We start from the raw sequence: 24,084 nt of genomic DNA, 5'->3' as shown, positions 1-24,084 counted from the left end.
TTGAAAGACTTGCTGAATCTGTTGAAAAACCAGGGTCAACTCGAAGAGTTCGATGCCATTCGTATCGGTCTGGCCTCGCCCGAGATGATCCGTTCCTGGTCCTTTGGCGAAGTGAAGAAGCCCGAGACCATTAATTATCGTACGTTCAAGCCTGAGCGTGATGGTCTTTTCTGTGCCAAGATCTTTGGTCCAGTAAAGGACTACGAGTGCCTGTGCGGAAAGTACAAGCGCCTTAAGCACCGTGGCGTTATTTGTGAAAAGTGTGGTGTAGAAGTTGCGCTGGCCAAAGTGCGTCGTGAGCGCATGGGTCATATTGAGCTGGCGTCCCCAGTTGCACACATTTGGTTTCTAAAGTCACTGCCGTCCCGTATCGGCCTGCTGCTGGACATGACTCTGCGGGATATCGAGCGAGTGCTCTATTTCGAGAGCTACGTTGTCATCGATCCGGGCATGACCACGCTTGAAAAATATCAGCTGCTCAATGACGAGCAGTACTTTGAAGCTCTTGAAGAGTTCGGTGACGATTTTGATGCCCGCATGGGCGCTGAAGCGGTTTTCGAATTGCTGGGCGGTATTGATCTGGAGCACGAAATTGGCCGCCTGCGCGAAGAAATTCCGCAAACCAATTCTGAAACCAAGATCAAGAAGCTATCCAAGCGCTTGAAGCTGATGGAAGCCTTCCAGGGCTCCGGCAATAAGCCTGAATGGATGGTCATGACGGTGCTGCCCGTTCTGCCTCCAGATCTGCGTCCGCTGGTTCCGCTGGATGGCGGCCGTTTTGCAACGTCTGATTTAAACGATCTTTATCGTCGCGTTATCAACCGTAATAACCGACTGAAGCGCCTGCTTGATCTGTCTGCGCCCGATATTATCGTGCGTAACGAAAAGCGGATGCTGCAGGAGGCGGTTGACGCATTGCTGGATAATGGCCGTCGCGGTCGCGCGATCACGGGCTCTAACAAGCGTCCGCTGAAATCGCTGGCTGATATGATCAAGGGTAAGCAGGGCCGCTTCCGTCAAAACCTGCTGGGTAAGCGCGTGGATTATTCAGGCCGTTCGGTTATTACCGTAGGTCCGACCTTGCGTCTGCATCAGTGCGGTCTGCCCAAGAAAATGGCGTTGGAGCTATTCAAGCCATTTATCTTTGGCAAGCTGGAAGCTCGCGGTATGGCGACTACCATCAAGGCCGCCAAGAAAATGGTTGAGCGTGAGCTGCCTGAGGTCTGGGATGTTCTCGCCGAGGTCATTCGCGAACACCCTGTATTGCTGAACCGTGCTCCGACGTTGCACCGTTTGGGTATTCAGGCGTTCGAGCCTGTGCTCATTGAAGGCAAGGCGATTCAGTTGCACCCATTGGTGTGTGCGGCTTATAACGCTGACTTCGATGGTGACCAGATGGCTGTCCACGTGCCGCTGACACTGGAAGCTCAGTTGGAGGCTCGCGCATTGATGATGTCGACCAACAACATCCTGTCGCCTGCTAATGGTGAGCCGATTATCGTGCCGTCGCAGGACGTGGTGCTGGGCCTCTATTACATGACGCGCGAGGCGGTGAACGCCAAGGGTGAAGGTCGTGTATTTGCTGACCTGCAGGAAGTCGATCGCGTATTCCGCGCTGGCGAAGCTGCGCTGCATGCCAAGATCAAGGTTCGTATTAATGAAAAGGTGAAGCAGAAGGACGGCTCTGTCGTTAGCAACACCCGTATCGTTGATACGACAGTAGGTCGTGCCTTGCTGTTCCAGGTCGTTCCTGCCGGTTTGCCGTTCGATGTCGTAAACCAGTCCATGAAGAAAAAGGCGATCTCCAAACTGATCAACCATTGCTATCGCGTGGTAGGTCTAAAGGATACCGTCATTTTTGCAGACCAACTCATGTACACCGGTTTCGCCTATTCGACCTTGTCGGGCGTTTCCATTGGCGTGAACGACTTCGTTATTCCAGACGAGAAGGCTCGTATCATTGATGCCGCTACGTCTGAAGTAAAAGAGATCGAAAGCCAGTATGCCTCTGGTCTGGTTACTCAGGGTGAGAAGTACAATAAGGTGATCGACCTTTGGTCGAAGGCTAACGACGAAGTATCCAAGGCGATGATGACCAATCTCTCGAAGGAGAAGGTGATCGATCGTGAGGGTAAGGAAGTTGATCAGGAGTCATTTAACTCCATGTATATGATGGCTGACTCAGGTGCGCGGGGCTCCGCTGCACAGATTCGTCAGTTAGCCGGTATGCGTGGTTTGATGGCCAAGCCTGATGGCTCCATCATCGAGACGCCTATTACTGCGAACTTCCGTGAAGGTTTGAACGTACTCCAGTACTTCATTTCCACACACGGCGCACGTAAAGGCTTGGCGGATACCGCCTTGAAAACTGCGAACTCAGGTTACCTGACTCGCCGTCTGGTTGACGTGGCGCAAGACTTGGTTGTGACCGAAGTCGACTGTGGTACCGAGCATGGCCTGGTTATGACGCCGCACATCGAAGGTGGCGACGTGGTCGAGCCGTTGGGCGAGCGCGTCCTCGGTCGGACCATTGCACGTGATGTCTTCAAGCCCGGTGCGGATGACGAAGTCATTGTTCCTGCAGGCACTCTGGTAGATGAGCGTTGGGTTGAGTTCCTCGAGCTGAATAGCGTAGACGAGGTAGTGGTTCGCTCTCCAATTACCTGTGAAACACGTCATGGTATCTGTGCCAAGTGCTACGGCCGTGATCTGGCTCGCGGACATCAGGTCAATATCGGTGAGGCGGTTGGCGTTATTGCTGCTCAGTCGATCGGTGAGCCTGGTACACAGCTGACCATGCGTACGTTCCACATTGGTGGCGCGGCCAGCCGTACATCCGCAGCGGACAATGTTCAGGTGAAGAACGGCGGTACCATCCGTCTGCATAACCTGAAACACGTTGAACGTGCTGACGGTGCGTTGGTTGCTGTATCCCGTTCCGGTGAGCTGGCTATCGCGGATGACTTTGGTCGTGAACGTGAGCGCTATCGTCTGCCGTACGGTGCAGTAATCTCTGTCAAGGAAGGTGACAAGGTTGAGCCGGGTGCTGTGGTGGCCAAGTGGGATCCGCATACCCACCCGATCGTAACGGAGATGGACGGTACCGTAGCCTTTGTCGGCATGGAAGAAGGTATCACGATCAAGCGTCAGACCGATGAGTTGACAGGTTTGACCAATATCGAAGTATTGGATATCAAAGATCGTCCAAGCTCCGGTAAAGACATTCGTCCGGCTGTAAAGTTGATTGATGCAAATGGTCGCGACTTACTGTTGCCAGGTACTGACGTACCAGCCCAGTACTTCCTGCCGCCCAATGCACTGGTTAACCTGAACGATGGTGCCAAGGTTCATGTGGGTGACGTCATTGCACGTATCCCGCAGGAAACATCGAAGACCCGAGATATTACGGGTGGTCTGCCGCGTGTGGCTGACCTGTTCGAAGCGCGTCGTCCAAAAGAGCCGGCTATTCTTGCGGAAATCAGCGGTACGATTTCTTTTGGTAAGGAAACAAAAGGCAAGCGTCGTTTGGTAATTACGCCTACCGACGGTAGTGAACCGTACGAAGAGCTGATTCCTAAGTGGCGTCACCTTAACGTCTTTGAGGGCGAGCAGGTGAGTCGCGGTGAGGTTATCTCCGATGGCCCAAGCAATCCGCATGACATCCTTCGGTTGTTAGGCGTAAGTGCGCTGGCAAAATACATCGTGAATGAGATTCAGGATGTATATCGTCTGCAAGGCGTGAAGATCAACGACAAGCACATTGAGACCATCCTGCGCCAGATGCTGCGCAAGGTGGAGGTGAGTGAAGTTGGTGATTCAAGCTTCATCAAGGGTGATCAGATGGAGTTGACTCAGGTGCTGGAAGAAAATGAGCGCCTGGTTGCAGAAGATAAGTTCATTTCCAAGTACGAGCGTGTGCTGCTGGGTATCACGAAGGCATCCTTGTCAACGGAATCCTTTATTTCGGCAGCTTCCTTCCAGGAGACAACGCGCGTTCTTACTGAGGCGGCGGTAACAGGTAAGCGTGACTTCCTGCGTGGCCTGAAGGAGAACGTTGTTGTGGGTCGTCTGATCCCGGCGGGTACTGGTCTGGCTTATCACAGCGAGCGCAAGCGTCAGCGGGAAATTGGCAAGCCTCAGCGTGTGAGTGCGAGCGAGGCGGAAGCTGCGCTGACCGAAGCGTTGAACTCAAGTGGTAGCTAAGCAGTAAATCAAACGAAGCCTTGGCCGAGTGGTCAGGGCTTCGTATTGACGGTACGGGAGAACCTCTTTAGACTTTCGTACCCCGAAAATTGGCAGGGCCCATGGTCCTGCCATTTCGTTTGTGTCGTAAGACAATCAGTGGAGCTATAGATGGCAACTATCAACCAGCTGGTGCGTAAGCCGCGCAAGCGTCTCGTCGAAAAGAGCGACGTGCCTGCGCTGCAAAACTGCCCGCAACGTCGTGGTGTTTGCACCCGCGTATATACAACTACCCCTAAGAAGCCTAACTCGGCACTGCGTAAAGTATGCCGTGTACGTTTGACAAACGGCTTCGAAGTGACTTCCTACATTGGTGGTGAAGGTCACAACCTGCAAGAGCACAGCGTGGTACTGATCCGTGGCGGTCGTGTAAAGGACCTTCCGGGTGTGCGCTACCACACTGTACGCGGCTCTCTGGACACCTCTGGTGTTAAAGACCGTAAGCAGGGTCGTTCTAAGTACGGCGCGAAGCGTCCGAAGTAATCTATTCTTTTTGTTCGAGTCGATAAGAGTAAGGTCAGGCGTAACCTGCTTGTTACAGTCCTGAGCTAACCTGAAGACCGTTTTGAGGGCTTATCAATGCCAAGACGTCGTGTAGCGGCCAAGCGCGAAATACTTGACGATCCAAAATACGGAAGCCAGATCCTGGCCAAGTTCATGAACCACGTAATGGAAAGCGGCAAGAAAGCCGTTGCTGAGCGTATCGTTTATGGTGCTCTGGACAAGGTCAAAGAGCGTTCCAAGAATGCCGACCCCCTGGAAGTTTTCGAAAAAGCGCTCGACGCCATCGCTCCGCTGGTCGAAGTGAAGTCCCGCCGTGTAGGCGGTGCTACCTACCAGGTGCCGGTCGAAGTTCGTCCGTCCCGTCGTAACGCTCTGGCCATGCGCTGGCTTGTGGACTCTGCGCGTAAGCGTGGTGAGAAGTCCATGGCTCTGCGCCTGGCGGGAGAGCTCATGGATGCATTCGAAGGCAAGGGCGCCGCAGTCAAGAAGCGCGAAGACGTGCATCGCATGGCAGAGGCCAACAAGGCCTTCTCGCACTACCGCTTCTAATCAAGCGAGGACCTTATCGTGGCTCGTACTACCTCAATTAATCGCTACCGTAATATCGGTATCTGCGCCCACGTGGACGCAGGTAAAACGACTACCACGGAGCGTATTCTGTTCTACACCGGCGTGAACCATAAGATGGGTGAGGTTCATGACGGCGCAGCTACCATGGACTGGATGGTTCAGGAGCAGGAGCGTGGTATTACCATTACTTCTGCTGCTACCACAGCGTTCTGGTCCGGCTCCACTAAGCAGTATGACAAGTACCGTGTAAACATCATTGATACCCCTGGTCACGTAGACTTCACTATTGAAGTTGAGCGTTCCTTGCGTGTGCTGGACGGTGCTGTTGTTGTTTTCTGCGGTACTTCGGGTGTTGAGCCTCAGTCTGAAACTGTATGGCGTCAGGCTAACAAGTACGGTGTTCCGCGTATTGTCTATGTCAACAAGATGGACCGCGCTGGTGCCAACTTCCTGCGTGTTGTTGAGCAGATCAAAAAGCGTCTAGGTCATACACCTGTCCCGGTTCAGCTGGCTATCGGTGCTGAAGATAACTTTCAGGGTCAGATTGACCTTCTGAAGATGAAAGCGATCTTCTGGAACGATGATGACCAGGGCATGACCTATCGCGAGGAAGAAATTCCTGCAGAGCTTCAGGACTTGGCTGATGAGTGGCGCTCCAACATGGTTGAAGCAGCAGCTGAGGCTAACGAAGAGCTGATGAACAAGTACCTGGAAGAAGGTGAGCTGTCGATCGAGGAGATCAAGGCTGGCCTGCGTCAGCGTACTATCGCATGCGAAATCGTTCCGGCTGTGTGTGGTTCCTCCTTCAAGAACAAGGGCGTTCCACTGGTTCTTGATGCCGTGATTGACTTCCTGCCGGCTCCGACAGAAATTCCTGCGATCAAAGGTGTCCATCCGGATAACGAGGAGCAGGAAGATGAGCGTCATGCTAATGACGAAGAGCCCTTCTCTGCTCTAGCGTTTAAGATTGCCACCGACCCGTTTGTAGGTACGCTGACTTTTGCGCGCGTTTACTCTGGTGTTCTGAATTCCGGTGATTCGATTCTGAACTCTGTGAAGGGTAAGAAAGAGCGTGTGGGTCGTATGGTGCAGATGCACGCGAACACCCGTGAAGAGATCAAGGAAGTTCGTGCAGGTGACATTGCTGCTCTGATTGGTATGAAGGATGTTACTACGGGCGATACTCTTTGCTCGCTAGAGAAGCCGATTATCCTTGAGCGTATGGACTTCCCTGAGCCGGTAATTTCGGTTGCGGTTGAGCCGAAGACCAAGGCTGACCAAGAGAAAATGGGTATTGCATTGGGCAAGCTAGCCCAGGAAGACCCGTCTTTCCGAGTTAAGACCGACGAAGAATCTGGTCAAACCATTATTTCCGGTATGGGTGAGCTGCACCTGGATATTCTGGTTGACCGTATGAAGCGCGAGTTTGGGGTTGAGGCTAACATCGGCAAGCCTCAGGTAGCCTACCGTGAAACTATCCGGAACAAGTGCGAAATCGAAGGTAAGTTCGTTCGCCAGTCCGGTGGTCGTGGTCAGTTCGGTCACTGCTGGATTCGTTTCGCCCCGGCTGACGAAGGTCAGGAAGGTCTCGAATTTACCAGTGAGGTAGTAGGTGGTGTGATTCCGAAAGAATACATCCCTGCTATTCAGAAGGGCATCGAAGAGCAGATGAAAAACGGTATCGTTGCCGGTTATCCGCTGCTTGGCTTGAAAGCAACTGTATTCGACGGCTCTTATCACGACGTCGACTCCAACGAAATGGCGTTCAAAATCGCTGCTTCGATGGCGACCAAGCAGTTGACCCAGAAGGGTGGTGCTGTTCTGCTTGAGCCAATCATGAAGGTCGAGGTGGTAACGCCTGAAGACTACATGGGCGACGTAATGGGTGACCTGAACCGTCGTCGCGGCCTGATCCAGGGTATGGAAGATACTGTATCCGGTAAGGTGATTCGTGCTGAAGTTCCGCTGGGCGAGATGTTTGGCTACGCTACTGATGTGCGTTCCATGTCTCAAGGTCGTGCTAGCTACTCCATGGAGTTCGCCAAGTACGCTGAAGCGCCATCGAACATCGCCGAAGCTATTATCAAGAAACAAGCTTAATAAACGCTTTCTAGTAGGGGTTTATACTCGTGGCTAAAGAAAAATTTGAACGTAACAAACCGCACGTCAACGTCGGCACCATCGGCCACGTCGACCATGGTAAGACAACGCTGACTGCAGCACTGACCAAGGTTTGCTCTGAAACTTGGGGTGGTTCTGCCCGTAACTTCGACCAGATCGATAACGCTCCGGAAGAAAAAGCGCGCGGTATTACCATTAACACTTCCCACGTTGAGTACGATTCGGCCACTCGCCACTACGCTCACGTTGACTGCCCTGGCCACGCTGACTATGTGAAGAACATGATCACCGGTGCTGCGCAGATGGACGGTGCGATCCTGGTTTGCTCGGCAGCTGACGGCCCTATGCCGCAGACTCGTGAGCACATCCTGCTGTCCCGTCAGGTAGGCGTTCCTTACATTGTCGTGTTCCTGAACAAGGCCGACATGGTTGACGACGCTGAGCTGCTCGAGCTGGTAGAAATGGAAGTTCGCGATCTGCTGAACACCTATGACTTCCCAGGTGACGACACTCCGATCGTTGTAGGTTCCGCGCTGATGGCGCTGGAAGGCAAAGACGATAACGAAATCGGTGTTTCTGCTGTGCGTAAGCTGGTTGAAACTCTGGATGCCTACATCCCTGAGCCAGTTCGTGCAATCGACCAGCCGTTCCTGATGCCGATCGAAGACGTATTCTCCATCTCTGGTCGCGGTACTGTAGTAACAGGCCGTGTTGAGCGTGGTATCGTCAAGGTGGGTGAGGAAGTTGAAATCGTAGGTATCAAAGCTACGACCAAAACTACCTGCACCGGCGTTGAAATGTTCCGTAAGCTGCTAGACGAAGGTCGTGCAGGTGAGAACGTTGGCGCCCTGCTGCGTGGTACCAAGCGTGAAGACGTTGAGCGTGGTCAGGTTCTGGCCAAGCCGGGCACCATCAAGCCGCACACCAAGTTCGAGTGCGAAGTGTACGTTCTGTCCAAGGAAGAAGGTGGTCGTCATACTCCGTTCTTCAAGGGCTACCGTCCTCAGTTCTACTTCCGTACTACTGACGTGACTGGTAACTGCGAACTGCCGGAAGGCGTTGAGATGGTAATGCCGGGCGACAACATCAAGATGGTTGTTACCCTGATCGCTCCGATCGCCATGGAAGAAGGTCTGCGTTTCGCTATTCGCGAAGGCGGCCGTACCGTAGGCGCCGGCGTGGTTGCCAAGATCGTCGAATAATATCGACGTTCGTCCAGAGAAGGCCCTTCGGGGCCTTTTCTGCTTTGTCTATTATTGACACCCCTCTGGCGTCTCTATAGAATTGCGCCTCCTTTTATCGGGCATATTCTGCCTGAGGGGAAAGCTTGGAGTCTGAGGTCAAATGCAAAACCAACAAATCCGTATTCGGTTGAAGGCTTTTGATCATCGCCTGATTGATCAGTCCACCCAGGAAATCGTGGAAACCGCGAAACGTACTGGTGCTCAGGTGCGTGGTCCGATTCCTCTGCCTACCCGCAAGGAACGTTACACAGTGCTGATTTCTCCGCACGTCAACAAGGATGCACGTGACCAGTACGAGATTCGTACTCACAAGCGTGTGCTGGATATCGTCCAGCCAACGGATAAAACCGTTGATGCGCTGATGAAGCTCGACCTTGCTGCTGGTGTAGAAGTACAAATCAGCCTCGGCTAAAACCTTGGGGTTTTAGTCGTGTAACGCTCTGAAATGGGCGGCCATAGCGGGTGAAAGCCCCGTACACTCAAGAGGTTTATACAATGACTATTGGTGTAGTCGGTCGTAAGTGCGGCATGACCCGCGTTTTCACCGAGGAAGGTGTTTCCGTTCCGGTTACAGTCATCGAGATTGAGCCGAACCGTGTAACACAGATGAAAGTAGAAGAGACTGATGGCTATCGTGCTGTTCAAGTGACAGTGGGTGAGCGTCGTGCTTCTCGTGTTAGCAAGGCTCAGGCAGGTCACTTTGCCAAAGCGAGCGTTGCTGCTGGTCGTAGCGTTCTGGAGTTTCGTCTTGAAGAAGGCGAGTACAACGCTGGTGATCAGATCACGGTTGATATTTTCCAAGCTGGACAGCTAGTCGATGTGACTGGTCAGTCCAAAGGTAAAGGCTATGCCGGTACCATTAAGCGTTGGAACTTCCGTGGCCAAGATAATACTCACGGTAACTCCGTTTCTCACCGCGCACCTGGCTCTATCGGCCAGTGCCAGACTCCTGGTCGAGTGTTCAAGGGCAAGAAGATGTCCGGTCACCTGGGTGCTGAGCGTGTAACTGTGCAGTCCCTTGAAATTGTCCGTGTTGATGCTGAGCGCAACCTGCTTCTGGTCAAGGGTGCCATTCCTGGCGCGCCTGGCGGTGATGTGGTTGTTCGTCCTGCAGCCAAGGCTCGCGGTTAAGAGGGGAACGGAACATGCAACTAAATGTAAATGGCTCGCAGGCTATTGAAGTCTCTGAGCGCGCCTTTGGTGGCGAATTCAACGAGACGCTGGTCCATCAGGCAGTAGTCGCCTACATGGCTGGCGGTCGTCAGGGTACTCGCGCCCAAAAGACTCGCTCCGAAGTATCTGGCGGCGGCAAAAAGCCCTGGCGTCAAAAGGGTAGCGGTCGTGCCCGTGCAGGTACTATTCGTAGCCCTATCTGGCGTGGCGGTGGTACCACTTTTGCTGCTAAGCCGCAGAACCATGAGCAGAAGCTCAACAAGAAGATGTATCGCGCTGCGCTGCGCTCTATTCTGGCGGAGCTGGTACGTCTGGATCGTCTGGTCGTAGTGGACGAGTTTTCTATCGATGCCCCTAAGACTAAAGGGTTGGTAAACAAGCTTGACGGCCTTGGCCTGAAAGATGTCCTGATTGTGACTGATAACGTCGATCAGAACCTTTACTTGGCTGCCCGCAACCTGCCTTTCGTTGACGTTCGTGATGTACAGGGTTCCGACCCTGTTAGCCTGATCGCTTACGACAAGGTTTTGGTCACAGTGTCTGCCGTGAAGAAATTCGAGGAGCTGCTGGGATGAACCAGGAACGTGTATTCAAGGTACTGCTTGGTCCGCACATCTCCGAGAAGGCAACTGTGCTAGCGGAAAACCAAAAGCAGTTTATTTTTAAGGTTGCTACTGATGCAACCAAGCTGGAAATCAAGAAGGCGGTCGAGCAGTTGTTCGACGTTAAAGTGCGCAGCGTTAGCACCCTGAATGTAAAGGGTAAGACTAAGCGTACCGCACGTGGTCTGGGCAAGCGTAACGATTGGAAGAAGGCATATATTGCTCTCCAGCCGGGCCAAGACCTCGATTTCTCCAGCAATGCTGAGTAAGTAAGGGGGCATCATGGCAATCGTAAAATGCAAGCCGACCTCCGCTGGCCGCCGTTTCGTGGTCAAGGTTGTCAATGCTGATCTGCACAAGGGCGCCCCGTATGCTCCTCTTCTGGAGAAGCAGGGTAAGTCCGGTGGCCGTAATAACAACGGTCGTATCACCACTCGTCACAAGGGTGGCGGTCATAAGCAGCACTATCGTCTGGTTGATTTCCGTCGCGATAAGGATGGTATCCCGGCTGTTGTTGAGCGCGTTGAGTACGATCCAAACCGTACTGCTCACATCGCGCTGCTGAAGTACGCTGATGGCGAACGTCGTTACATCATCGCTCCGAAAGGTGTGACAGCAGGTGATCAGCTGATCTCTGGTGCTGGTGCTCCAATCAAAGCAGGTAACAGCTTGCCTCTGCGCAATATCCCGGTAGGTAGTACTGTTCACGGTATTGAGCTCAAGCCAGGCAAAGGCGCACAGATCGCCCGCTCGGCTGGTGCTTCCGCCCAGCTAGTTGCCCGTGAAGGCGCTTATGTAACGCTGCGTCTACGCTCCGGCGAGATGCGCAAGGTTCTAAGTGAATGTCGCGCAACGTTGGGTGAAGTATCCAATACCGAGCACAGTCTGCGTTCCCTGGGTAAAGCAGGTGCTAAGCGCTGGCGTGGTATTCGTCCAACCGTCCGCGGTGTGGCGATGAACCCTGTTGATCACCCGCATGGTGGTGGTGAGGGTCGTACCTCCGGTGGCCGTCATCCGGTGTCTCCATGGGGCTTCCCGACCAAGGGCGCGAAGACCCGTGCGAACAAGCGCACTGACAAGATGATCGTCCGTCGCCGCAAGTAACGAATTGAGGATACGACTGTGCCACGTTCTCTTAAGAAAGGTCCTTTTATCGATCTTCACCTACTGAAGAAGATCGAAGTTGCGGTAGAGAAGAACGATCGTAAGCCAATTAAGACTTGGTCGCGTCGTTCGATGATTCTTCCGCAGATGGTCGGCCTGACCATCGCTGTACACAACGGCCGCCAGCATGTCCCGGTGCTAGTCAACGAAGACATGGTTGGTCATAAACTCGGCGAGTTCGCTGCTACCCGCACTTATCGCGGTCATGCGGCTGACAAGAAAGCCAAGCGTTAAGGGGTAAGGAAAGATGGAAGTAGCCGCTAAGCTGTCGGGCGCTCGAATCTCCGCCCAGAAAGCCCGCTTGGTCGCCGACCAGATTCGCGGGAAGAAGGTGGGCGAGGCGCTCAACCTCCTGGCTTTCAGCAGTAAGAAAGCTGCCGAGATCATGAAAAAAGTGTTGGAGTCGGCTGTTGCCAATGCCGAGCACAACGAAGGCGCAGACGTGGATGATCTAAAAGTCTCCACGGTTTTCGTCAACGAAGGGCGTTCGCTGAAGCGCATCATGCCGCGCGCCAAAGGTCGTGCTGATCGCATCGTGAAGCGGTCTTGCCATATCACGGTCAAGGTTGCGGACAAGTAACGGAGTCGATCAGATGGGTCAGAAAGTACATCCCAATGGCATTCGCCTGGGCATCGTCAAGGAGCATACTTCCGTTTGGTATGCAGATAAGCGCACTTACGCTGATTATCTGCTCTCCGACCTGAAGGTTCGTGAGTACCTCCAAGACAAACTAAAAAGCGCGTCCGTAAGCCGTATCGATATTCATCGTCCGGCGCAAACTGCACGCATTACCATCCACACTGCTCGTCCCGGTATCGTTATCGGCAAGAAAGGTGAGGATGTAGAAAAGCTGCGTCAGGACCTGACCAAGCAAATGGGTGTGCCTGTGCACATCAACATCGAAGAGATCCGTAAGCCGGAACTCGACGGTGCGCTGGTTGCGCAAAGCGTGGCTCAGCAGCTCGAGCGTCGCGTTATGTTCCGTCGTGCGATGAAGCGTGCGGTGCAGAGTGCGATGCGTCTAGGTGCCAAAGGCATCAAGATTCAGGTGAGTGGTCGTCTTGGCGGGGCAGAAATTGCTCGTACCGAGTGGTATCGCGAAGGTCGTGTGCCGCTGCACACACTGCGTGCCGATATTGACTACGCAACTGCGGAAGCGCACACCACTTATGGTGTGATCGGTGTGAAGGTTTGGATCTTCAAGGGCGAGGTCATTGGTGGCCGCCAGGAAGAGCTTAAGCCTGTAGCTCCTGCTCCGCGTAAAAAAGCTGCTAAGTAAGGAGTACGCATCATGCTGCAACCTAAGCGTACAAAATTCCGCAAGCAGATGACTGGTCACAACCGTGGCTTGGCTCATCGCGGTAGTAAAGTAAGCTTTGGCGAATATGCGCTGAAAGCTGTTGGCCGTGGCCGTCTTACTGCTCGCCAGATCGAAGCAGCTCGTCGTGCCTTGACTCGTCACGTTAAGCGTGGCGGTAAAATCTGGATCCGTGTGTTCCCGGACAAGCCTGTTACCAAGAAGCCCCTTGAAGTGCGTATGGGTAAAGGTAAGGGTAGTGTTGAGTACTGGGTAGCCCAGATCCAGCCGGGCAAGGTCCTCTACGAGATCGAGGGTGTTTCTGAGGTTCTGGCTCGTGAAGCTTTTGCTCTCGCGGCTGCCAAGCTTCCCGTTGAAACCTCCTTTGTTAAGCGGACGGTGATGTAATGAAAGCGCAAGAATTACGTGAGAAATCCGTCGAGGAGCTGAACGAGCAGCTTCTCAGCCTGCTGCGTGACCAGTTTAATCTGCGTATGCAGAAGGCAACTGGCCAATTGGGGCAGTCTCACATGCTCTCGCAAGTGAAGCGCGACATTGCTCGTGTCAAGACTGTGCTGAACCAGCAAGCAGGTAAGTGATCATGGCTGAAGCTGAAAAGACCGTCCGTACACTGACCGGCCGAGTGGTCAGTGATAAAATGGACAAAACCATCACTGTATTGATCGAGCGTCGCGTTAAGCACCCGATCTACGGTAAATACGTCAAGCGTTCCACTAAGCTGCACGCCCACGACGAAAACAATCAGTGCCGCGCTGGTGACCTGGTCACCATTCGTGAAACCCGCCCTCTGGCAAAGACCAAGGCGTGGACGCTGGTTGATGTCGTTGAGCGCGCCGTACAAGTGTAAGGGTGAAGAGCCATGATTCAGACTCAATCCATGCTCGATGTGGCCGATAACAGCGGCGCTCGTCGTGTTATGTGCATCAAGGTGCTGGGTGGTTCGCATCGCCGCTACGCAGGTATTGGCGACATCATCAAGGTCACCGTAAAAGAAGCCATTCCTCGTGGAAAGGTGAAGAAGGGCCAGGTGATGACGGCTGTTGTGGTACGTACTAAGCACGGTGTGCGTCGTACTGACGGCTCCATCATTCGCTTCGACGGTAACGCGGCTGTTCTGTTGAACAACAAGCAGGAGCCTATCGGTACCCGTATCTTTGGGCCGGTGACGCGTGAACTTCGCTCTGAGAAGTTCATGAAGATCGTCTCCCTTGCCCCCGAAGTGCTGTAAGGAGTAGCCGTCATGCAAAAGATTCGTCGTGACGATGAAGTAATCGTCATCGCAGGCAAGGACAAGGGCAAGCGCGGTAAGGTGCTCAAGGTTCTGGCTGATGACCGTTTGGTTGTTGGTGGTGTTAACCTTGTCAAGCGTCACACCAAGCCTAACCCCATGCTGGGCGCGCAAGGTGGCATTGTTGAGAAGGAAGCTCCTCTGCATGTCTCCAACGTTGCTATCTTCAACCCTGAAACTAACAAGGCTGACCGCGTAGGTTTCAAGGTAGAGGACGGTAAAAAAATTCGTATCTTTAAGTCGAACCAGAAAGCGGTTCAGGCTTAAGGTTGCTAGGTAGATCACCATGGCACGATTGAAAGAAGTTTATCGGAAGGACATCGCGCCCAAGCTGAAAGAACAGCTTCAGCTGGCTAACGTGATGGAAGTTCCGCGTATCACTAAAATCACTCTGAATATGGGTGTTGGTGAGGCGGTAGGCGATAAGAAGATTATCGACAATGCGCTGGCTGACCTTGAGAAAATTGCTGGTCAGAAGCCGGTTGTAACTTATGCGCGTAAGTCGATCGCTGGTTTTAAGATTCGTGATGGTTGGCCGATTGGCGTCAAGGTAACTCTGCGTAGCGATCGCATGTACGAGTTCCTGGATCGTCTGCTGGCTATCTCTTTGCCGCGCGTTCGTGACTTCCGTGGTCTGAATGCCAAGTCCTTTGATGGTCGCGGTAACTACAGCATGGGTGTTAAAGAGCAAATCATCTTCCCGGAAATCGATTACGATAAAATCGATGCGCTCCGCGGTATGGATATTACTCTGACTACAACTGCTCGTACGGATGAGGAAGGTCGTGCACTGCTTCGTGCATTTAACTTCCCGTTCCGTAACTGATAGGAGCTACGTATGGCTAAGCAAAGCATGAAGAACCGTGAGCTGAAGCGTCAGCAAACGGTTGCTAAGTTTGCAGCTAAGCGCGCTGAGTTAAAAGCAGCTATTGCCAATCCCAACACTTCTCCGGAAGATCGTTGGGCTGCACAGGTTGCACTTCAAAAGCAGCCTCGCGACGCTAGCGCCAGTCGTCTGCGTAATCGCTGCCGTTTGACTGGTCGTCCGCACGGTGTATACCGTAAGTTCGGTCTGTCGCGTATTATGTTGCGCGAAGCTGCAATGCGTGGTGATGTTCCTGGTCTGGTTAAAGCCAGCTGGTAATTTCATAGCAATTTGCAGTAAGTATGCGAATCAAGCCCCTTTTGGGGCTTGATTCGTTTTTGTATGCCTACTAGAATATCCGGCTCGCCCGAGTCGGCATGTTTTCGGCTGGGCAGTTTCAGAGCTATAGGCTCATTTATGCATTTAGGAGCTACAAGCCCATGAGTATGCAGGACCCGTTAGCAGATATGCTAACTCGTATCCGTAATGCCCAGATGGCTGAAAAGTCCGTCGTAAGCATGCCTTCCTCCAAGCTGAAGGTGGCGGTAGCTAAAGTCCTTAAGGACGAAGGTTACATCGCGGGTTTTCAGGTCAGCACGGAAGTTAAGCCGCTGCTGTCCATCGAGCTGAAGTACTTCGAAGGTAAACCTGTAATCGAAGAGCTTAAGCGTTCTAGCCGTCCTGGCCTTCGCCAGTACAAATCTGTTGACCAGTTGCCGAAAGTGCGCGGCGGTTTGGGTGTATCGATCGTGTCCACCAACAAGGGTGTGATGACTGATCGTGCAGCCCGTGCTGCTGGTGTTGGCGGCGAAGTGCTCTGCACTGTTTTCTAAGGGGAAGAAGCATGTCTCGCGTTGCTAAAAACCCCGTTAAGCTTCCTGCCGGTGTTGAAATTAACCTGGCTGGTCAACAGCTTTCTATTAAGGGTTCCAAAGGCTCTCTTGAGCTTAAGGTTCATCCTTCTGTTGAAGTCTCTCAAGAGTCCGGTGAGCTTCGTTTCGCCGCTCGTAATGGTGATCAGCAGACTCGTGCCATGGCTGGTACTACCCGTGCGCTGGTCAACAATATGGTCATTGGCGTGAGCCAAGGCTTTGAGCGCAAGCTTCAGTTGGTTGGTGTTGGTTATAAAGCTCAGGCCAAGGGCCAGGTTCTTTCGCTTTCCCTGGGTTTCTCTCATCCGGTCGACTATGAATTGCCGCAAGGCATTACTGCTGAGACCCCGAGCCAGACTGATATCCTGATTAAGGGTATTGATAAGCAGCTCGTTGGACAGGTGGCAGCAGAGATTCGTGATTTCCGTCCGCCAGAGCCCTATAAGGGCAAAGGTGTACGTTATTCCGATGAAGTCGTTCGCCGTAAAGAAGCCAAGAAAAAGTAGGGCATAGCAAATGAGCGTAAAGAAAGAAACTCGACTGCGTCGCGCTCGCAAGGCACGCCTGAGAATGCGCGAGCTGGAAACTGTACGCCTGTGCGTCTACCGTTCCTCTCAGCACATCTATGCCCAGGTCATCGCGGCCGACGGCAGCAAGGTTCTGGCCAGTGCGTCTACGCTGGACAAAGACCTGCGCGAAGGCGCAACCAGCAACATCGAAGCGGCGCAAAAGGTCGGCAAGCTGGTAGCAGAGCGTGCCAAAGCGGCTGGCGTTACTCAAGTAGCGTTTGATCGTTCTGGCTTCAAGTATCATGGTCGCGTTAAGGCGCTGGCCGATGCCGCTCGTGAAGGCGGGCTGGAGTTCTAAGTCATGGCAAACAACGATCAAAAGCGCGACGAAGGTTACATCGAGAAGCTCGTTCAAGTTAACCGTGTTGCTAAAACCGTTAAAGGTGGCCGTATCTTCGCTTTCACTGCACTAACCGTGGTGGGTGATGGTAAGGGTCGTGTTGGTTTTGGCCGTGGTAAGGCGCGCGAAGTTCCTGCAGCTATTCAAAAGGCTATGGAAGCTGCGCGCCGTAACATGATTCAGGTTGATCTGAACGGCAACACACTTCAATACCCAGTGAAGTCTGCTCATGGCGCATCCAAAGTTTTCATGCAGCCTGCTTCTGAAGGTACGGGTATCATTGCCGGCGGTGCCATGCGTGCCGTTCTAGAGGTGGCTGGCGTTCAGAACGTTCTGGCTAAGTGCTATGGCTCTACTAATCCAGTAAACGTTGTCTATGCAACGTTTGAGGGTTTGAAGCACATGCAGTCGCCTGAGTCGGTCGCGGCCAAGCGTGGCAAGAGCGTCGAGGAGATTCTCTGATCATGGCTACTTCAACTGTTAAAGTTACGCTGATCAAAAGCGTGAATGGCCGTTTGGCTAATCACAAAGCCTGCGTCAAGGGTCTCGGCCTGCGTCGCATCGGTCATACCGTTGAAGTTCTGGATACTCCAGAAAACCGCGGCATGATTAATAAGGCTTACTATTTACTGCGTGTGGAGGGTTAAGTTATGAAACTTAACGATCTACGTTCCGCTCCTGGTGCACGTCGTGAAAAGCTGCGTCCAGGTCGTGGTATCGGTAGCGGTCTTGGTAAGACTGGCGGCCGTGGCCACAAGGGTGCTACTTCCCGTTCCGGCGGTAAGGTTGCTCCTGGTTTCGAGGGTGGTCAACAGCCCCTTCACCGTCGTCTGCCGAAGTTTGGTTTCGTATCGCTGAAAGCCCTTGATCGCGCTGAGGTTCGTACTTCAGAGCTGGCAAAGGTAGAAGGCGGCGTGATCACTTTGCAAGCGCTGAAAGATGCCAATGTTATCAATCGTAGCGTTGTGCGCGTTAAGGTCGTTCTCTCTGGCGAAATCGGTCACGCTATTACCCTGAAGGGCATTCCTGCCACTAAGGGCGCTCGCGCGGCTATCGAAGCAGCTGGCGGTAAGATCGAGGAATAAATGGCTAAGCAAGGTTCTCTCTCTGCGCTCAACAATGGCGGTTTGTCTGAACTGTGGGCGCGCTTGCGCTTCCTGTTTCTGGCAATCATCGTTTATCGAATTGGTGCGCATATTCCAGTTCCAGGTATAAATCCTGATCAATTGGCTGCACTGTTTCGGCAGAACGAGGGGACCATTCTTAGCCTGTTCAACATGTTCTCTGGCGGTGCGCTGGAGCGGATGAGTATATTTGCACTTGGGATCATGCCGTATATCTCGGCGTCGATCATCATGCAGCTTCTCACTGCTATCAGCCCACAGCTAGAGCAGTTGAAAAAAGAAGGCGAGTCTGGTCGCCGCAAGATCAGTCAGTACACTCGTTACGGTACGCTCGTGCTTGCGCTGGTTCAGGCTACGGGTATGTCTGTAGGACTGGCGAGTCAAGGTGTAGCCTTTTCAGCAGGGTTCAGCTTCTATTTTGTTGCTGTAACCACGTTTGTTGCAGGCGCACTTTTTATGATGTGGCTGGGTGAGCAGATAACCGAGCGAGGTGTTGGTAATGGAATTTCCATGCTGATCTTCTCGGGTATCGTTGCTGGCTTACCGCGAGCGATTGGTCAATCCTTCGAGTCTGCTCGTCAAGGCGATATTAATATTTTCGCTCTGATAGCGGTGGGCCTTGTTGCTGTTGCTATCATTGCGTTCGTGGTCTTCATCGAGCGCGGCCAGCGTCGTATCGCTGTTCATTATGCTAAGCGCCAGCAAGGCCGCAAGGTGTTTGCAGCGCAAAATAGTCATTTGCCACTGAAAGTAAATATGGCGGGTGTCATACCTGCTATCTTTGCGAGTAGCATTTTGCTATTCCCGGCCTCGCTAGGCTCGTGGTTCGGTCAGTCTCAAGGGCTCGGTTGGCTTCAGGATGTGGCTCAGGCCATTGCTCCAGGACAGCCGCTTAATATCTTGCTGTTTAGTGCAGGGATCATATTCTTCTGCTTCTTCTATACAGCCTTGATGTTTAACCCCAAAGACGTTGCCGAGAACCTAAAGAAGTCTGGTGCGTTTATTCCAGGAATCCGTCCTGGTGAGCAGTCTGCACGCTATATAGATGGTGTGTTGACGCGTTTGACCATGTTCGGCGCCCTGTATATGACGGCGGTCTGCTTGTTGCCCCAGTTTCTGGTGGTTGCAGCCAACGTGCCGTTTTACCTCGGCGGGACTTCGCTGCTGATCGTAGTTGTGGTTGTCATGGACTTTATGTCCCAGGTCCAATCGCATCTTGTATCCCACCAGTATGAGTCTCTGATGAAGAAAGCCAACCTGAAGGGCTACGGCGGCGGAATGCTCCGCTGATCAGTACCCGTAAGGTTAAGGAGTTGGTGATGAAAGTTCGTGCATCGGTCAAGAAGCTGTGCCGTAACTGCAAAATCATCCGTCGCGACGGCGTCGTTCGGGTGATCTGCAGCGCGGAGCCGCGTCACAAGCAGCGCCAAGGCTGAGTGTGAATACACGCGTATAACCCGACAGCTAGTGTGCTGTCGGGTTGATCATTTTTTATTACAGCGTTAATATCTCGCGCCCTTTTCTTGGCTTCCAGGGCGTGGGTTGCTGTCACATGGAGTTTTTCTAGAATGGCCCGTATTGCAGGCGTTAACATTCCGGATAACAAGCATACTGTTATCTCGCTGACCTATATCTATGGTATTGGTCGCACTACTGCTCAGAATATCTGTGCGGCCACAGGCATCAGCCCGTCCGCCAAAATCAAGGATCTGAGCGACGAGCAGATCGATCAGCTGCGTAATGAAGTCGCTAAGCTCGTCACTGAAGGTGACCTGCGTCGCGAACTGAACATGAACATCAAGCGCTTGATGGACCTGGGTTGCTACCGTGGCCTTCGCCATCGTCGCGGTCTGCCGGTTCGTGGTCAGCGTACCAAGACCAACGCGCGTACCCGTAAGGGCCCGCGTAAGCCGATCCGCAAGTAATCGCATCCGCGAATCGACAGGAATTTAGTCATGGCAAAACCTGCTGCTCGTCCTCGTAAGAAAGTCAAAAAGACAGTGGTTGATGGCATCGCCCACATCCATGCGTCTTTCAATAACACCATCGTAACCATTACTGATCGTCAAGGTAATGCGTTGTCCTGGGCTACTTCTGGTGGTTCCGGTTTCCGTGGCTCCCGTAAGAGCACTCCGTTCGCTGCCCAGGTTGCAGCTGAGCGTGCCGGACAGGCAGCTCTTGAGTACGGTCTCAAGAACCTTGACGTAAACGTCAAAGGCCCAGGCCCGGGCCGTGAGTCTGCAGTGCGTGCATTGAACGCCTGTGGTTACAAGATCGCCAGCATTACCGACGTGACGCCCATCCCGCATAATGGATGCCGTCCGCCGAAGAAGCGTCGCGTGTAATAGGAGACAGTAAGAAATGGCTCGTTACATTGGTCCCAAGTGCAAACTGTCCCGCCGTGAAGGCACCGATCTCTTCCTGAAGAGCGGTGTGCGCGCGATTGAATCCAAGTGCAATATTGAAACTGCTCCTGGAGCTCACGGTCAGCGTCGTGGTCGTCTATCCGACTATGGTCTGCAGTTACGTGAGAAGCAAAAAGTTCGTCGTATCTACGGCGTCCTGGAGCGTCAGTTTGCTGGTTATTACAAAGAAGCTGCTCGTCGCAAAGGTGCAACAGGCGAAAACCTGCTGCAGCTGCTAGAAACTCGTTTGGATAACGTTGTTTACCGTATGGGTTTCGGTGCTACTCGTGCAGAGTCTCGCCAGCTGGTTTCTCACAAGTCCATTACTGTTAATGGTCAGACTGTAAACATCCCGTCCTACCAAGTTAAGCCTGGTGATGTGGTAGCAGTACGCGAGAAGGCAAAGAATCAACTGCGTATCGCCCAAGCTCTCGAGCTTTGCGCCCAGCGCGGTCGTGTTGAGTGGGTAGAAGTCGACTCCGAGAAGAAGTCTGGTACGTTCAAGAGCGTTCCGGCTCGTGGCGACCTTTCCGCCGACATCAACGAAAACCTGATTGTCGAGCTCTACTCCAAGTAAGGGCTAGAAAATAGGTGCATCCATGCAGAGTTCGGTAAATGAGTTCCTGACCCCCCGGCACATTGATGTGCAGGCGGTCAGTCCAACCCGCGCCAAAATCACGCTCGAGCCTCTCGAGCGCGGTTTTGGTCATACCTTGGGCAACGCGCTTCGTCGCATCTTGTTGTCCTCCATGCCTGGCTGCGCGGTGGTCGAAGCCGAAATTGATGGCGTACTACACGAGTACAGCGCAATCGAAGGCGTGCAGGAAGACGTTATTGAAATCCTGCTTAACCTTAAAGGTCTGGCTATCAAGCTTCATGGTCGTGACGAGGTGACTCTGACCCTTTCCAAGAAAGGTCAAGGTCCCGTTCTGGCTTCCGATATTCAGCTTGAGCATGACGTTGAAATCGTCAACGGCGATCATGTCATTGCTCATCTGGCTGATAACGGTTCGCTGAACATGCGGCTTAAGATTGCTCGTGGCCGTGGCTATGAGCCGGCTGATGCTCGCCAGAGTGAAGAAGACGAGACGCGTGCCATTGGTCGCCTGCAGCTCGATTCCTCTTTTAGCCCGGTTCGCCGTGTGGCCTATGTGGTCGAAAACGCTCGTGTTGAGCAGCGTACTAACCTGGATAAGCTGGTTCTTGATCTTGAGACCAATGGTACTCTAGATCCTGAGGAAGCTATCCGTCGTGCTGCAACCATCTTGCAACAGCAATTGGCTGCTTTCGTTGATCTCAAAGGTGACAGTGAGCCTGTTGTCGTTGAGCAGGAAGACGAAATTGATCCGATTCTGCTGCGTCCGGTTGATGACCTTGAACTGACCGTCCGTTCGGCTAACTGCTTGAAAGCTGAGAATATCTACTATATCGGTGATCTGATTCAGCGTACCGAAGTAGAGCTGCTCAAGACGCCTAACCTAGGTAAGAAGTCGCTTACCGAGATTAAGGATGTCCTAGCTTCACGTGGTTTGTCGCTTGGCATGCGCCTGGACAACTGGCCCCCGGCAAGTCTTAAGAAGGACGATAAGGCTACAGCCTGATCGTTATTAGTCACCGAACGTTAGTTTGGTAAGGAATTTAACCATGCGTCATCGTAAAAGTGGTCGTCACCTGAACCGCACGAGCGCACACCGCAAGGCTATGTTCCAGAACATGGCTGTGTCGCTGTTCGAGCATGAACTGATCAAAACTACTCTTCCGAAAGCCAAGGAACTGCGTCGCGTTGCCGAGCCGCTGATCACTCTGGCCAAAGAAGATAGCGTTGCCAACCGTCGTCTGGCTTTCGACCGTACTCGTTCGAAAGCTGCTGTCGGCAAGCTGTTTAACGATCTGGGCAAGCGTTATGCAAATCGTCCAGGTGGTTACCTGCGTATTCTCAAGTGCGGCTTCCGTGCTGGTGATAACGCTCCTATGGCCTATGTTGAGCTGGTTGACCGTCCTATTGGCGGCACAGTTGAGGCTGACTCTGCTGAATAAACAGTGAGTGTTATCAAAAGCCGGGCCTAGTGTCCGGCTTTTTTATGCTTAAAGTAGTTGGGTTTTCTATCACAAGGCTAGATCTAATAAATTAGATCTACCGTCCCGCTTTTAACATACTTCTCTGCAAGACGCGCTGAAGCGCAATTCCAAGGGAGAAGTTTTTCATGAGCCAGAACAATACGCTCACTACTGCTAGCGGCATTCCAGTTGCCGACAATCAAAACTCTCGCTCTGCCGGTGAACGTGGCCCGTTGCTGTTAGATGATTTTCATCTTGTTGAAAAGCTGGCTCACTTCAACCGTGAAGTGATTCCTGAGCGTCGTGTACATGCAAAAGGTTCTGGGGCTTACGGTACTTTTACCGTTACTCAAAATATTACCCATCTATCCTCTGCTCGGCTTTTTGAAAGCGTAGGTAAGCAGACGCCGGTATTCTTGCGCTTTTCTACTGTTGGGGGTGAGCGTGGCTCGGCAGATACCGAACGTGATCCTCGTGGTTTTGCCTTGAAGTTTTACACGGAAGAGGGCAACTGGGATATCGTTGGTAACAACACGCCTGTTTTCTTCCTGCGTGATCCACTGAAGTTTCCCGATTTCATTCATACCCAGAAGCGCAACCCGCAGACTAACCTAAAGAGCCCGCAAATGATGTGGGACTTCTGGTCGCATTCTCCGGAGTCACTGCACCAGGTAACCATTCTGTTCTCTGATCGTGGTATTCCTGACGGCTATCGCTTCATGCATGGCTTTGGGAGCCACACGTTTAGCGTTATCAATGAAGCGGGTGAGCGGCGCTTCGTGAAGTGGCACTTTAAGAGCAAGCAGGGCATCAAGAACCTATCTCCCGCGGAAGCTACGAGGTTGGCCGGTACTGATCCAGATTATGCTCAGCGTGATCTGTTCGATGCAATCGAGCGGGGTGACTTTCCGAAATGGCGCGTTTGCATTCAGGTGATGGACGAAGCTGAAGCGTTTAGCCGTGCAGAGAATCCGTTCGATGTCACCAAGGTATGGTCGCAAAAAGAGTTTCCGTTGATTGAGGTGGGTGACCTGGAGCTTAACCGTAATCCACTTAATTATTTTGCAGAGGTTGAACAGGCAGCTTTTGCTCCTAGTAACGTAGTGCCAGGGGTTGGTCTGTCGCCTGATCGAATGTTGCAGGGGCGCGTGTTCGCTTATGCTGATGCTCAGCGTTATCGTGTCGGAACCAACTATCAACAGCTGCCTGTAAATGTTCCGCGTTCGCCTTACCAGAACTACCAACGTGATGGTGCCATGCGTTTTGATGGTAATGGTGGGGCAGCGCCCAACTATGAGCCAAACAGCTTTAGCAAGGCACCCAAGCAGGCCCCTCAGTACCGTGAGCCTGCAATGACATTGAGTGGTGCAGCGGATCGTTATGATCATCGCCTGGACGAGGATTATTATTCTCAAGCAGGAGCGTTGTTCCGCCTGATGTCCGATGCGCAAAAGGCATTATTGATCGATAACATCACTGGTGCTATGCGTTCTGTTACGCGTGACGTTCAATGCCGCCAGATTGCTCATTTCCTTAAGGCGGATCGCGCTTATGGTGAGGGGATCGCCAGTGGTTTGGGTGTGTCCTTAAGCGAAGTGGAATAAGTATCGTCAGTTCAGAAGGC

General features: G+C 52.8%; 34 protein-coding genes. All 34 read left to right on the top strand.

The features are described 5' to 3' along the window. The 34 genes from rpoC (at position 1) to JQR86_RS17285 (ending at position 24,064) form a co-directional block, all read left to right on the top strand. Positions 1–4,203, top strand: a complete 4,203-nt coding sequence (gene rpoC / locus JQR86_RS17450) for a DNA-directed RNA polymerase subunit beta' (RefSeq protein ID WP_010796746.1) — start codon at positions 1–3, stop codon at positions 4,201–4,203. 150 nt (positions 4,204–4,353) lie between these two features. Continuing rightward, on the top strand, positions 4,354–4,725 hold the full coding sequence (gene rpsL, locus JQR86_RS17445) for a 30S ribosomal protein S12 (protein WP_010796747.1): 372 nt from the start codon (positions 4,354–4,356) through the stop codon (positions 4,723–4,725). Positions 4,726–4,821: 96 nt separating this feature from the next. Further along, positions 4,822–5,295, top strand: a complete 474-nt coding sequence (gene rpsG / locus JQR86_RS17440; RefSeq protein WP_010796748.1) for a 30S ribosomal protein S7 — start codon at positions 4,822–4,824, stop codon at positions 5,293–5,295. A gap of 18 nt (positions 5,296–5,313) precedes the next feature. After that, positions 5,314–7,416: an elongation factor G gene (fusA, locus tag JQR86_RS17435; protein ID WP_219652509.1), complete on the top strand. Its 2,103-nt coding sequence runs from the start codon at positions 5,314–5,316 to the stop codon at positions 7,414–7,416. A gap of 29 nt (positions 7,417–7,445) precedes the next feature. Then, on the top strand, positions 7,446–8,639 hold the full coding sequence (tuf, locus tag JQR86_RS17430) for an elongation factor Tu (RefSeq protein WP_010796738.1): 1,194 nt from the start codon (positions 7,446–7,448) through the stop codon (positions 8,637–8,639). A 142-nt stretch (positions 8,640–8,781) separates the two neighbouring features. Next, a complete protein-coding gene (gene rpsJ, locus JQR86_RS17425; protein WP_003243886.1) occupies positions 8,782–9,093 on the top strand; it encodes a 30S ribosomal protein S10 in 312 nt (103 codons plus the stop codon). 83 nt (positions 9,094–9,176) lie between these two features. Then, positions 9,177–9,812 (top strand): 50S ribosomal protein L3, encoded by a 636-nt coding sequence (gene rplC, locus JQR86_RS17420; protein ID WP_010796750.1) that lies wholly within the window; start codon positions 9,177–9,179, stop codon positions 9,810–9,812. Between the two features lie 14 nt (positions 9,813–9,826). Then, positions 9,827–10,429 carry a 50S ribosomal protein L4 gene (gene rplD, locus JQR86_RS17415; protein WP_010796751.1) on the top strand — a complete coding sequence of 201 codons (603 nt, stop codon included), beginning with the start codon at positions 9,827–9,829 and terminating at the stop codon, positions 10,427–10,429. Next, positions 10,426–10,725, top strand: a complete 300-nt coding sequence (gene rplW, locus JQR86_RS17410; protein WP_010796752.1) for a 50S ribosomal protein L23 — start codon at positions 10,426–10,428, stop codon at positions 10,723–10,725. Before rplD ends, rplW begins: the two co-directional genes overlap by 4 nt. 13 nt (positions 10,726–10,738) lie before the next feature. Next, entirely contained in the window at positions 10,739–11,560 is an 822-nt protein-coding gene (rplB, locus tag JQR86_RS17405) for a 50S ribosomal protein L2 (protein ID WP_010796753.1), read from the top strand. Positions 11,561–11,578: 18 nt separating this feature from the next. Beyond that, entirely contained in the window at positions 11,579–11,854 is a 276-nt protein-coding gene (rpsS, locus tag JQR86_RS17400) for a 30S ribosomal protein S19 (protein ID WP_010796754.1), read from the top strand. 13 nt (positions 11,855–11,867) lie between these two features. Continuing rightward, positions 11,868–12,200, top strand: coding sequence for a 50S ribosomal protein L22 (rplV, locus tag JQR86_RS17395; protein WP_003103908.1), 333 nt, complete (start codon positions 11,868–11,870; stop codon positions 12,198–12,200). A 13-nt stretch (positions 12,201–12,213) separates the two neighbouring features. Beyond that, a complete protein-coding gene (gene rpsC, locus JQR86_RS17390) occupies positions 12,214–12,900 on the top strand; it encodes a 30S ribosomal protein S3 (RefSeq protein ID WP_010796755.1) in 687 nt (228 codons plus the stop codon). A 12-nt stretch (positions 12,901–12,912) separates the two neighbouring features. Next, positions 12,913–13,326, top strand: a complete 414-nt coding sequence (gene rplP / locus JQR86_RS17385) for a 50S ribosomal protein L16 (protein WP_010796756.1) — start codon at positions 12,913–12,915, stop codon at positions 13,324–13,326. Continuing rightward, the gene (gene rpmC, locus JQR86_RS17380) at positions 13,326–13,517 is read left to right on the top strand and encodes a 50S ribosomal protein L29 (RefSeq protein ID WP_010796757.1); all 192 of its coding nucleotides are present in this window, start codon (positions 13,326–13,328) and stop codon (positions 13,515–13,517) included. Before rplP ends, rpmC begins: the two co-directional genes overlap by 1 nt. A 2-nt stretch (positions 13,518–13,519) precedes the next feature. After that, entirely contained in the window at positions 13,520–13,786 is a 267-nt protein-coding gene (rpsQ, locus tag JQR86_RS17375) for a 30S ribosomal protein S17 (RefSeq protein ID WP_010796758.1), read from the top strand. A 12-nt stretch (positions 13,787–13,798) separates the two neighbouring features. Next, positions 13,799–14,167 (top strand): 50S ribosomal protein L14, encoded by a 369-nt coding sequence (gene rplN / locus JQR86_RS17370; protein ID WP_007161241.1) that lies wholly within the window; start codon positions 13,799–13,801, stop codon positions 14,165–14,167. A 12-nt stretch (positions 14,168–14,179) separates the two neighbouring features. Next, entirely contained in the window at positions 14,180–14,494 is a 315-nt protein-coding gene (gene rplX, locus JQR86_RS17365) for a 50S ribosomal protein L24 (RefSeq protein ID WP_010796759.1), read from the top strand. 19 nt (positions 14,495–14,513) lie between these two features. After that, positions 14,514–15,053 carry a 50S ribosomal protein L5 gene (gene rplE / locus JQR86_RS17360; RefSeq protein WP_010796760.1) on the top strand — a complete coding sequence of 180 codons (540 nt, stop codon included), beginning with the start codon at positions 14,514–14,516 and terminating at the stop codon, positions 15,051–15,053. Between the two features lie 12 nt (positions 15,054–15,065). Next, a complete protein-coding gene (gene rpsN, locus JQR86_RS17355) occupies positions 15,066–15,371 on the top strand; it encodes a 30S ribosomal protein S14 (protein ID WP_010796761.1) in 306 nt (101 codons plus the stop codon). A gap of 161 nt (positions 15,372–15,532) precedes the next feature. Then, positions 15,533–15,925, top strand: a complete 393-nt coding sequence (gene rpsH / locus JQR86_RS17350; RefSeq protein ID WP_010796762.1) for a 30S ribosomal protein S8 — start codon at positions 15,533–15,535, stop codon at positions 15,923–15,925. Positions 15,926–15,936: 11 nt separating this feature from the next. Next, positions 15,937–16,470, top strand: coding sequence for a 50S ribosomal protein L6 (rplF, locus tag JQR86_RS17345; RefSeq protein ID WP_010796763.1), 534 nt, complete (start codon positions 15,937–15,939; stop codon positions 16,468–16,470). Between the two features lie 10 nt (positions 16,471–16,480). After that, positions 16,481–16,831, top strand: a complete 351-nt coding sequence (gene rplR / locus JQR86_RS17340; RefSeq protein ID WP_010796764.1) for a 50S ribosomal protein L18 — start codon at positions 16,481–16,483, stop codon at positions 16,829–16,831. A gap of 3 nt (positions 16,832–16,834) precedes the next feature. After that, entirely contained in the window at positions 16,835–17,335 is a 501-nt protein-coding gene (gene rpsE, locus JQR86_RS17335) for a 30S ribosomal protein S5 (protein WP_010796765.1), read from the top strand. A gap of 2 nt (positions 17,336–17,337) precedes the next feature. Next, positions 17,338–17,520 carry a 50S ribosomal protein L30 gene (rpmD, locus tag JQR86_RS17330; protein WP_010796766.1) on the top strand — a complete coding sequence of 61 codons (183 nt, stop codon included), beginning with the start codon at positions 17,338–17,340 and terminating at the stop codon, positions 17,518–17,520. A gap of 3 nt (positions 17,521–17,523) precedes the next feature. Further along, positions 17,524–17,958 (top strand): 50S ribosomal protein L15, encoded by a 435-nt coding sequence (gene rplO / locus JQR86_RS17325; protein ID WP_010796767.1) that lies wholly within the window; start codon positions 17,524–17,526, stop codon positions 17,956–17,958. Beyond that, a complete protein-coding gene (gene secY, locus JQR86_RS17320; protein WP_010796768.1) occupies positions 17,959–19,287 on the top strand; it encodes a preprotein translocase subunit SecY in 1,329 nt (442 codons plus the stop codon). Positions 19,288–19,316: 29 nt separating this feature from the next. Further along, on the top strand, positions 19,317–19,433 hold the full coding sequence (gene rpmJ, locus JQR86_RS17315) for a 50S ribosomal protein L36 (RefSeq protein WP_003281814.1): 117 nt from the start codon (positions 19,317–19,319) through the stop codon (positions 19,431–19,433). Positions 19,434–19,565: 132 nt separating this feature from the next. Further along, the gene (gene rpsM / locus JQR86_RS17310; RefSeq protein WP_010796769.1) at positions 19,566–19,922 is read left to right on the top strand and encodes a 30S ribosomal protein S13; all 357 of its coding nucleotides are present in this window, start codon (positions 19,566–19,568) and stop codon (positions 19,920–19,922) included. A 30-nt stretch (positions 19,923–19,952) separates the two neighbouring features. After that, on the top strand, positions 19,953–20,342 hold the full coding sequence (gene rpsK, locus JQR86_RS17305) for a 30S ribosomal protein S11 (RefSeq protein WP_003093689.1): 390 nt from the start codon (positions 19,953–19,955) through the stop codon (positions 20,340–20,342). A 16-nt stretch (positions 20,343–20,358) separates the two neighbouring features. Continuing rightward, entirely contained in the window at positions 20,359–20,979 is a 621-nt protein-coding gene (gene rpsD, locus JQR86_RS17300) for a 30S ribosomal protein S4 (protein ID WP_010796770.1), read from the top strand. A 22-nt stretch (positions 20,980–21,001) separates the two neighbouring features. Then, entirely contained in the window at positions 21,002–22,003 is a 1,002-nt protein-coding gene (locus JQR86_RS17295) for a DNA-directed RNA polymerase subunit alpha (RefSeq protein WP_010796771.1), read from the top strand. A gap of 43 nt (positions 22,004–22,046) precedes the next feature. Then, the gene (rplQ, locus tag JQR86_RS17290) at positions 22,047–22,439 is read left to right on the top strand and encodes a 50S ribosomal protein L17 (protein WP_074829509.1); all 393 of its coding nucleotides are present in this window, start codon (positions 22,047–22,049) and stop codon (positions 22,437–22,439) included. Between the two features lie 167 nt (positions 22,440–22,606). Beyond that, on the top strand, positions 22,607–24,064 hold the full coding sequence (locus JQR86_RS17285) for a catalase (protein ID WP_434153962.1): 1,458 nt from the start codon (positions 22,607–22,609) through the stop codon (positions 24,062–24,064). The last annotated feature ends 20 nt before the right edge of the window (positions 24,065–24,084 follow it).

This window comes from Pseudomonas sp. JZ134, assembly GCF_051027695.1.
Classification (GTDB): domain Bacteria; phylum Pseudomonadota; class Gammaproteobacteria; order Pseudomonadales; family Pseudomonadaceae; genus Chryseomonas; species Chryseomonas luteola.
This window is presented reverse-complemented; position numbering and strand designations above follow the sequence as displayed.

Excerpts from the sequence above, each read along its gene's own strand:
- JQR86_RS17285 (WP_434153962.1), top strand. The coding sequence starts at position 22,607 with ATGAGCCAGAACAATACGCTCACTACTGCTAGCGGCATTCCAGTTGCC.
- rplV (WP_003103908.1), top strand. The coding sequence starts at position 11,868 with ATGGAAGTAGCCGCTAAGCTGTCGGGCGCTCGAATCTCCGCCCAGAAA.
- rplD (WP_010796751.1), top strand. The coding sequence starts at position 9,827 with ATGCAACTAAATGTAAATGGCTCGCAGGCTATTGAAGTCTCTGAGCGC.
- rpsN (WP_010796761.1), top strand. The coding sequence starts at position 15,066 with ATGGCTAAGCAAAGCATGAAGAACCGTGAGCTGAAGCGTCAGCAAACG.
- secY (WP_010796768.1), top strand. The coding sequence starts at position 17,959 with ATGGCTAAGCAAGGTTCTCTCTCTGCGCTCAACAATGGCGGTTTGTCT.
- rplN (WP_007161241.1), top strand. The coding sequence starts at position 13,799 with ATGATTCAGACTCAATCCATGCTCGATGTGGCCGATAACAGCGGCGCT.
- rpsD (WP_010796770.1), top strand. The coding sequence starts at position 20,359 with ATGGCTCGTTACATTGGTCCCAAGTGCAAACTGTCCCGCCGTGAAGGC.
- rplX (WP_010796759.1), top strand. The coding sequence starts at position 14,180 with ATGCAAAAGATTCGTCGTGACGATGAAGTAATCGTCATCGCAGGCAAG.
- rplR (WP_010796764.1), top strand. The coding sequence starts at position 16,481 with ATGAGCGTAAAGAAAGAAACTCGACTGCGTCGCGCTCGCAAGGCACGC.
- rpsQ (WP_010796758.1), top strand. The coding sequence starts at position 13,520 with ATGGCTGAAGCTGAAAAGACCGTCCGTACACTGACCGGCCGAGTGGTC.
- rpsC (WP_010796755.1), top strand. The coding sequence starts at position 12,214 with ATGGGTCAGAAAGTACATCCCAATGGCATTCGCCTGGGCATCGTCAAG.
- rplO (WP_010796767.1), top strand. The coding sequence starts at position 17,524 with ATGAAACTTAACGATCTACGTTCCGCTCCTGGTGCACGTCGTGAAAAG.
- rpmC (WP_010796757.1), top strand. The coding sequence starts at position 13,326 with ATGAAAGCGCAAGAATTACGTGAGAAATCCGTCGAGGAGCTGAACGAG.
- JQR86_RS17295 (WP_010796771.1), top strand. The coding sequence starts at position 21,002 with ATGCAGAGTTCGGTAAATGAGTTCCTGACCCCCCGGCACATTGATGTG.
- rplF (WP_010796763.1), top strand. The coding sequence starts at position 15,937 with ATGTCTCGCGTTGCTAAAAACCCCGTTAAGCTTCCTGCCGGTGTTGAA.
- rpsK (WP_003093689.1), top strand. The coding sequence starts at position 19,953 with ATGGCAAAACCTGCTGCTCGTCCTCGTAAGAAAGTCAAAAAGACAGTG.
- rplP (WP_010796756.1), top strand. The coding sequence starts at position 12,913 with ATGCTGCAACCTAAGCGTACAAAATTCCGCAAGCAGATGACTGGTCAC.
- rpsM (WP_010796769.1), top strand. The coding sequence starts at position 19,566 with ATGGCCCGTATTGCAGGCGTTAACATTCCGGATAACAAGCATACTGTT.
- rpsJ (WP_003243886.1), top strand. The coding sequence starts at position 8,782 with ATGCAAAACCAACAAATCCGTATTCGGTTGAAGGCTTTTGATCATCGC.
- rpmJ (WP_003281814.1), top strand. The coding sequence starts at position 19,317 with ATGAAAGTTCGTGCATCGGTCAAGAAGCTGTGCCGTAACTGCAAAATC.
- rpsG (WP_010796748.1), top strand. The coding sequence starts at position 4,822 with ATGCCAAGACGTCGTGTAGCGGCCAAGCGCGAAATACTTGACGATCCA.
- rpmD (WP_010796766.1), top strand. The coding sequence starts at position 17,338 with ATGGCTACTTCAACTGTTAAAGTTACGCTGATCAAAAGCGTGAATGGC.
- rpsE (WP_010796765.1), top strand. The coding sequence starts at position 16,835 with ATGGCAAACAACGATCAAAAGCGCGACGAAGGTTACATCGAGAAGCTC.
- rpsL (WP_010796747.1), top strand. The coding sequence starts at position 4,354 with ATGGCAACTATCAACCAGCTGGTGCGTAAGCCGCGCAAGCGTCTCGTC.
- rplQ (WP_074829509.1), top strand. The coding sequence starts at position 22,047 with ATGCGTCATCGTAAAAGTGGTCGTCACCTGAACCGCACGAGCGCACAC.
- rplW (WP_010796752.1), top strand. The coding sequence starts at position 10,426 with ATGAACCAGGAACGTGTATTCAAGGTACTGCTTGGTCCGCACATCTCC.
- rplB (WP_010796753.1), top strand. The coding sequence starts at position 10,739 with ATGGCAATCGTAAAATGCAAGCCGACCTCCGCTGGCCGCCGTTTCGTG.
- rplE (WP_010796760.1), top strand. The coding sequence starts at position 14,514 with ATGGCACGATTGAAAGAAGTTTATCGGAAGGACATCGCGCCCAAGCTG.
- rplC (WP_010796750.1), top strand. The coding sequence starts at position 9,177 with ATGACTATTGGTGTAGTCGGTCGTAAGTGCGGCATGACCCGCGTTTTC.
- rpsH (WP_010796762.1), top strand. The coding sequence starts at position 15,533 with ATGAGTATGCAGGACCCGTTAGCAGATATGCTAACTCGTATCCGTAAT.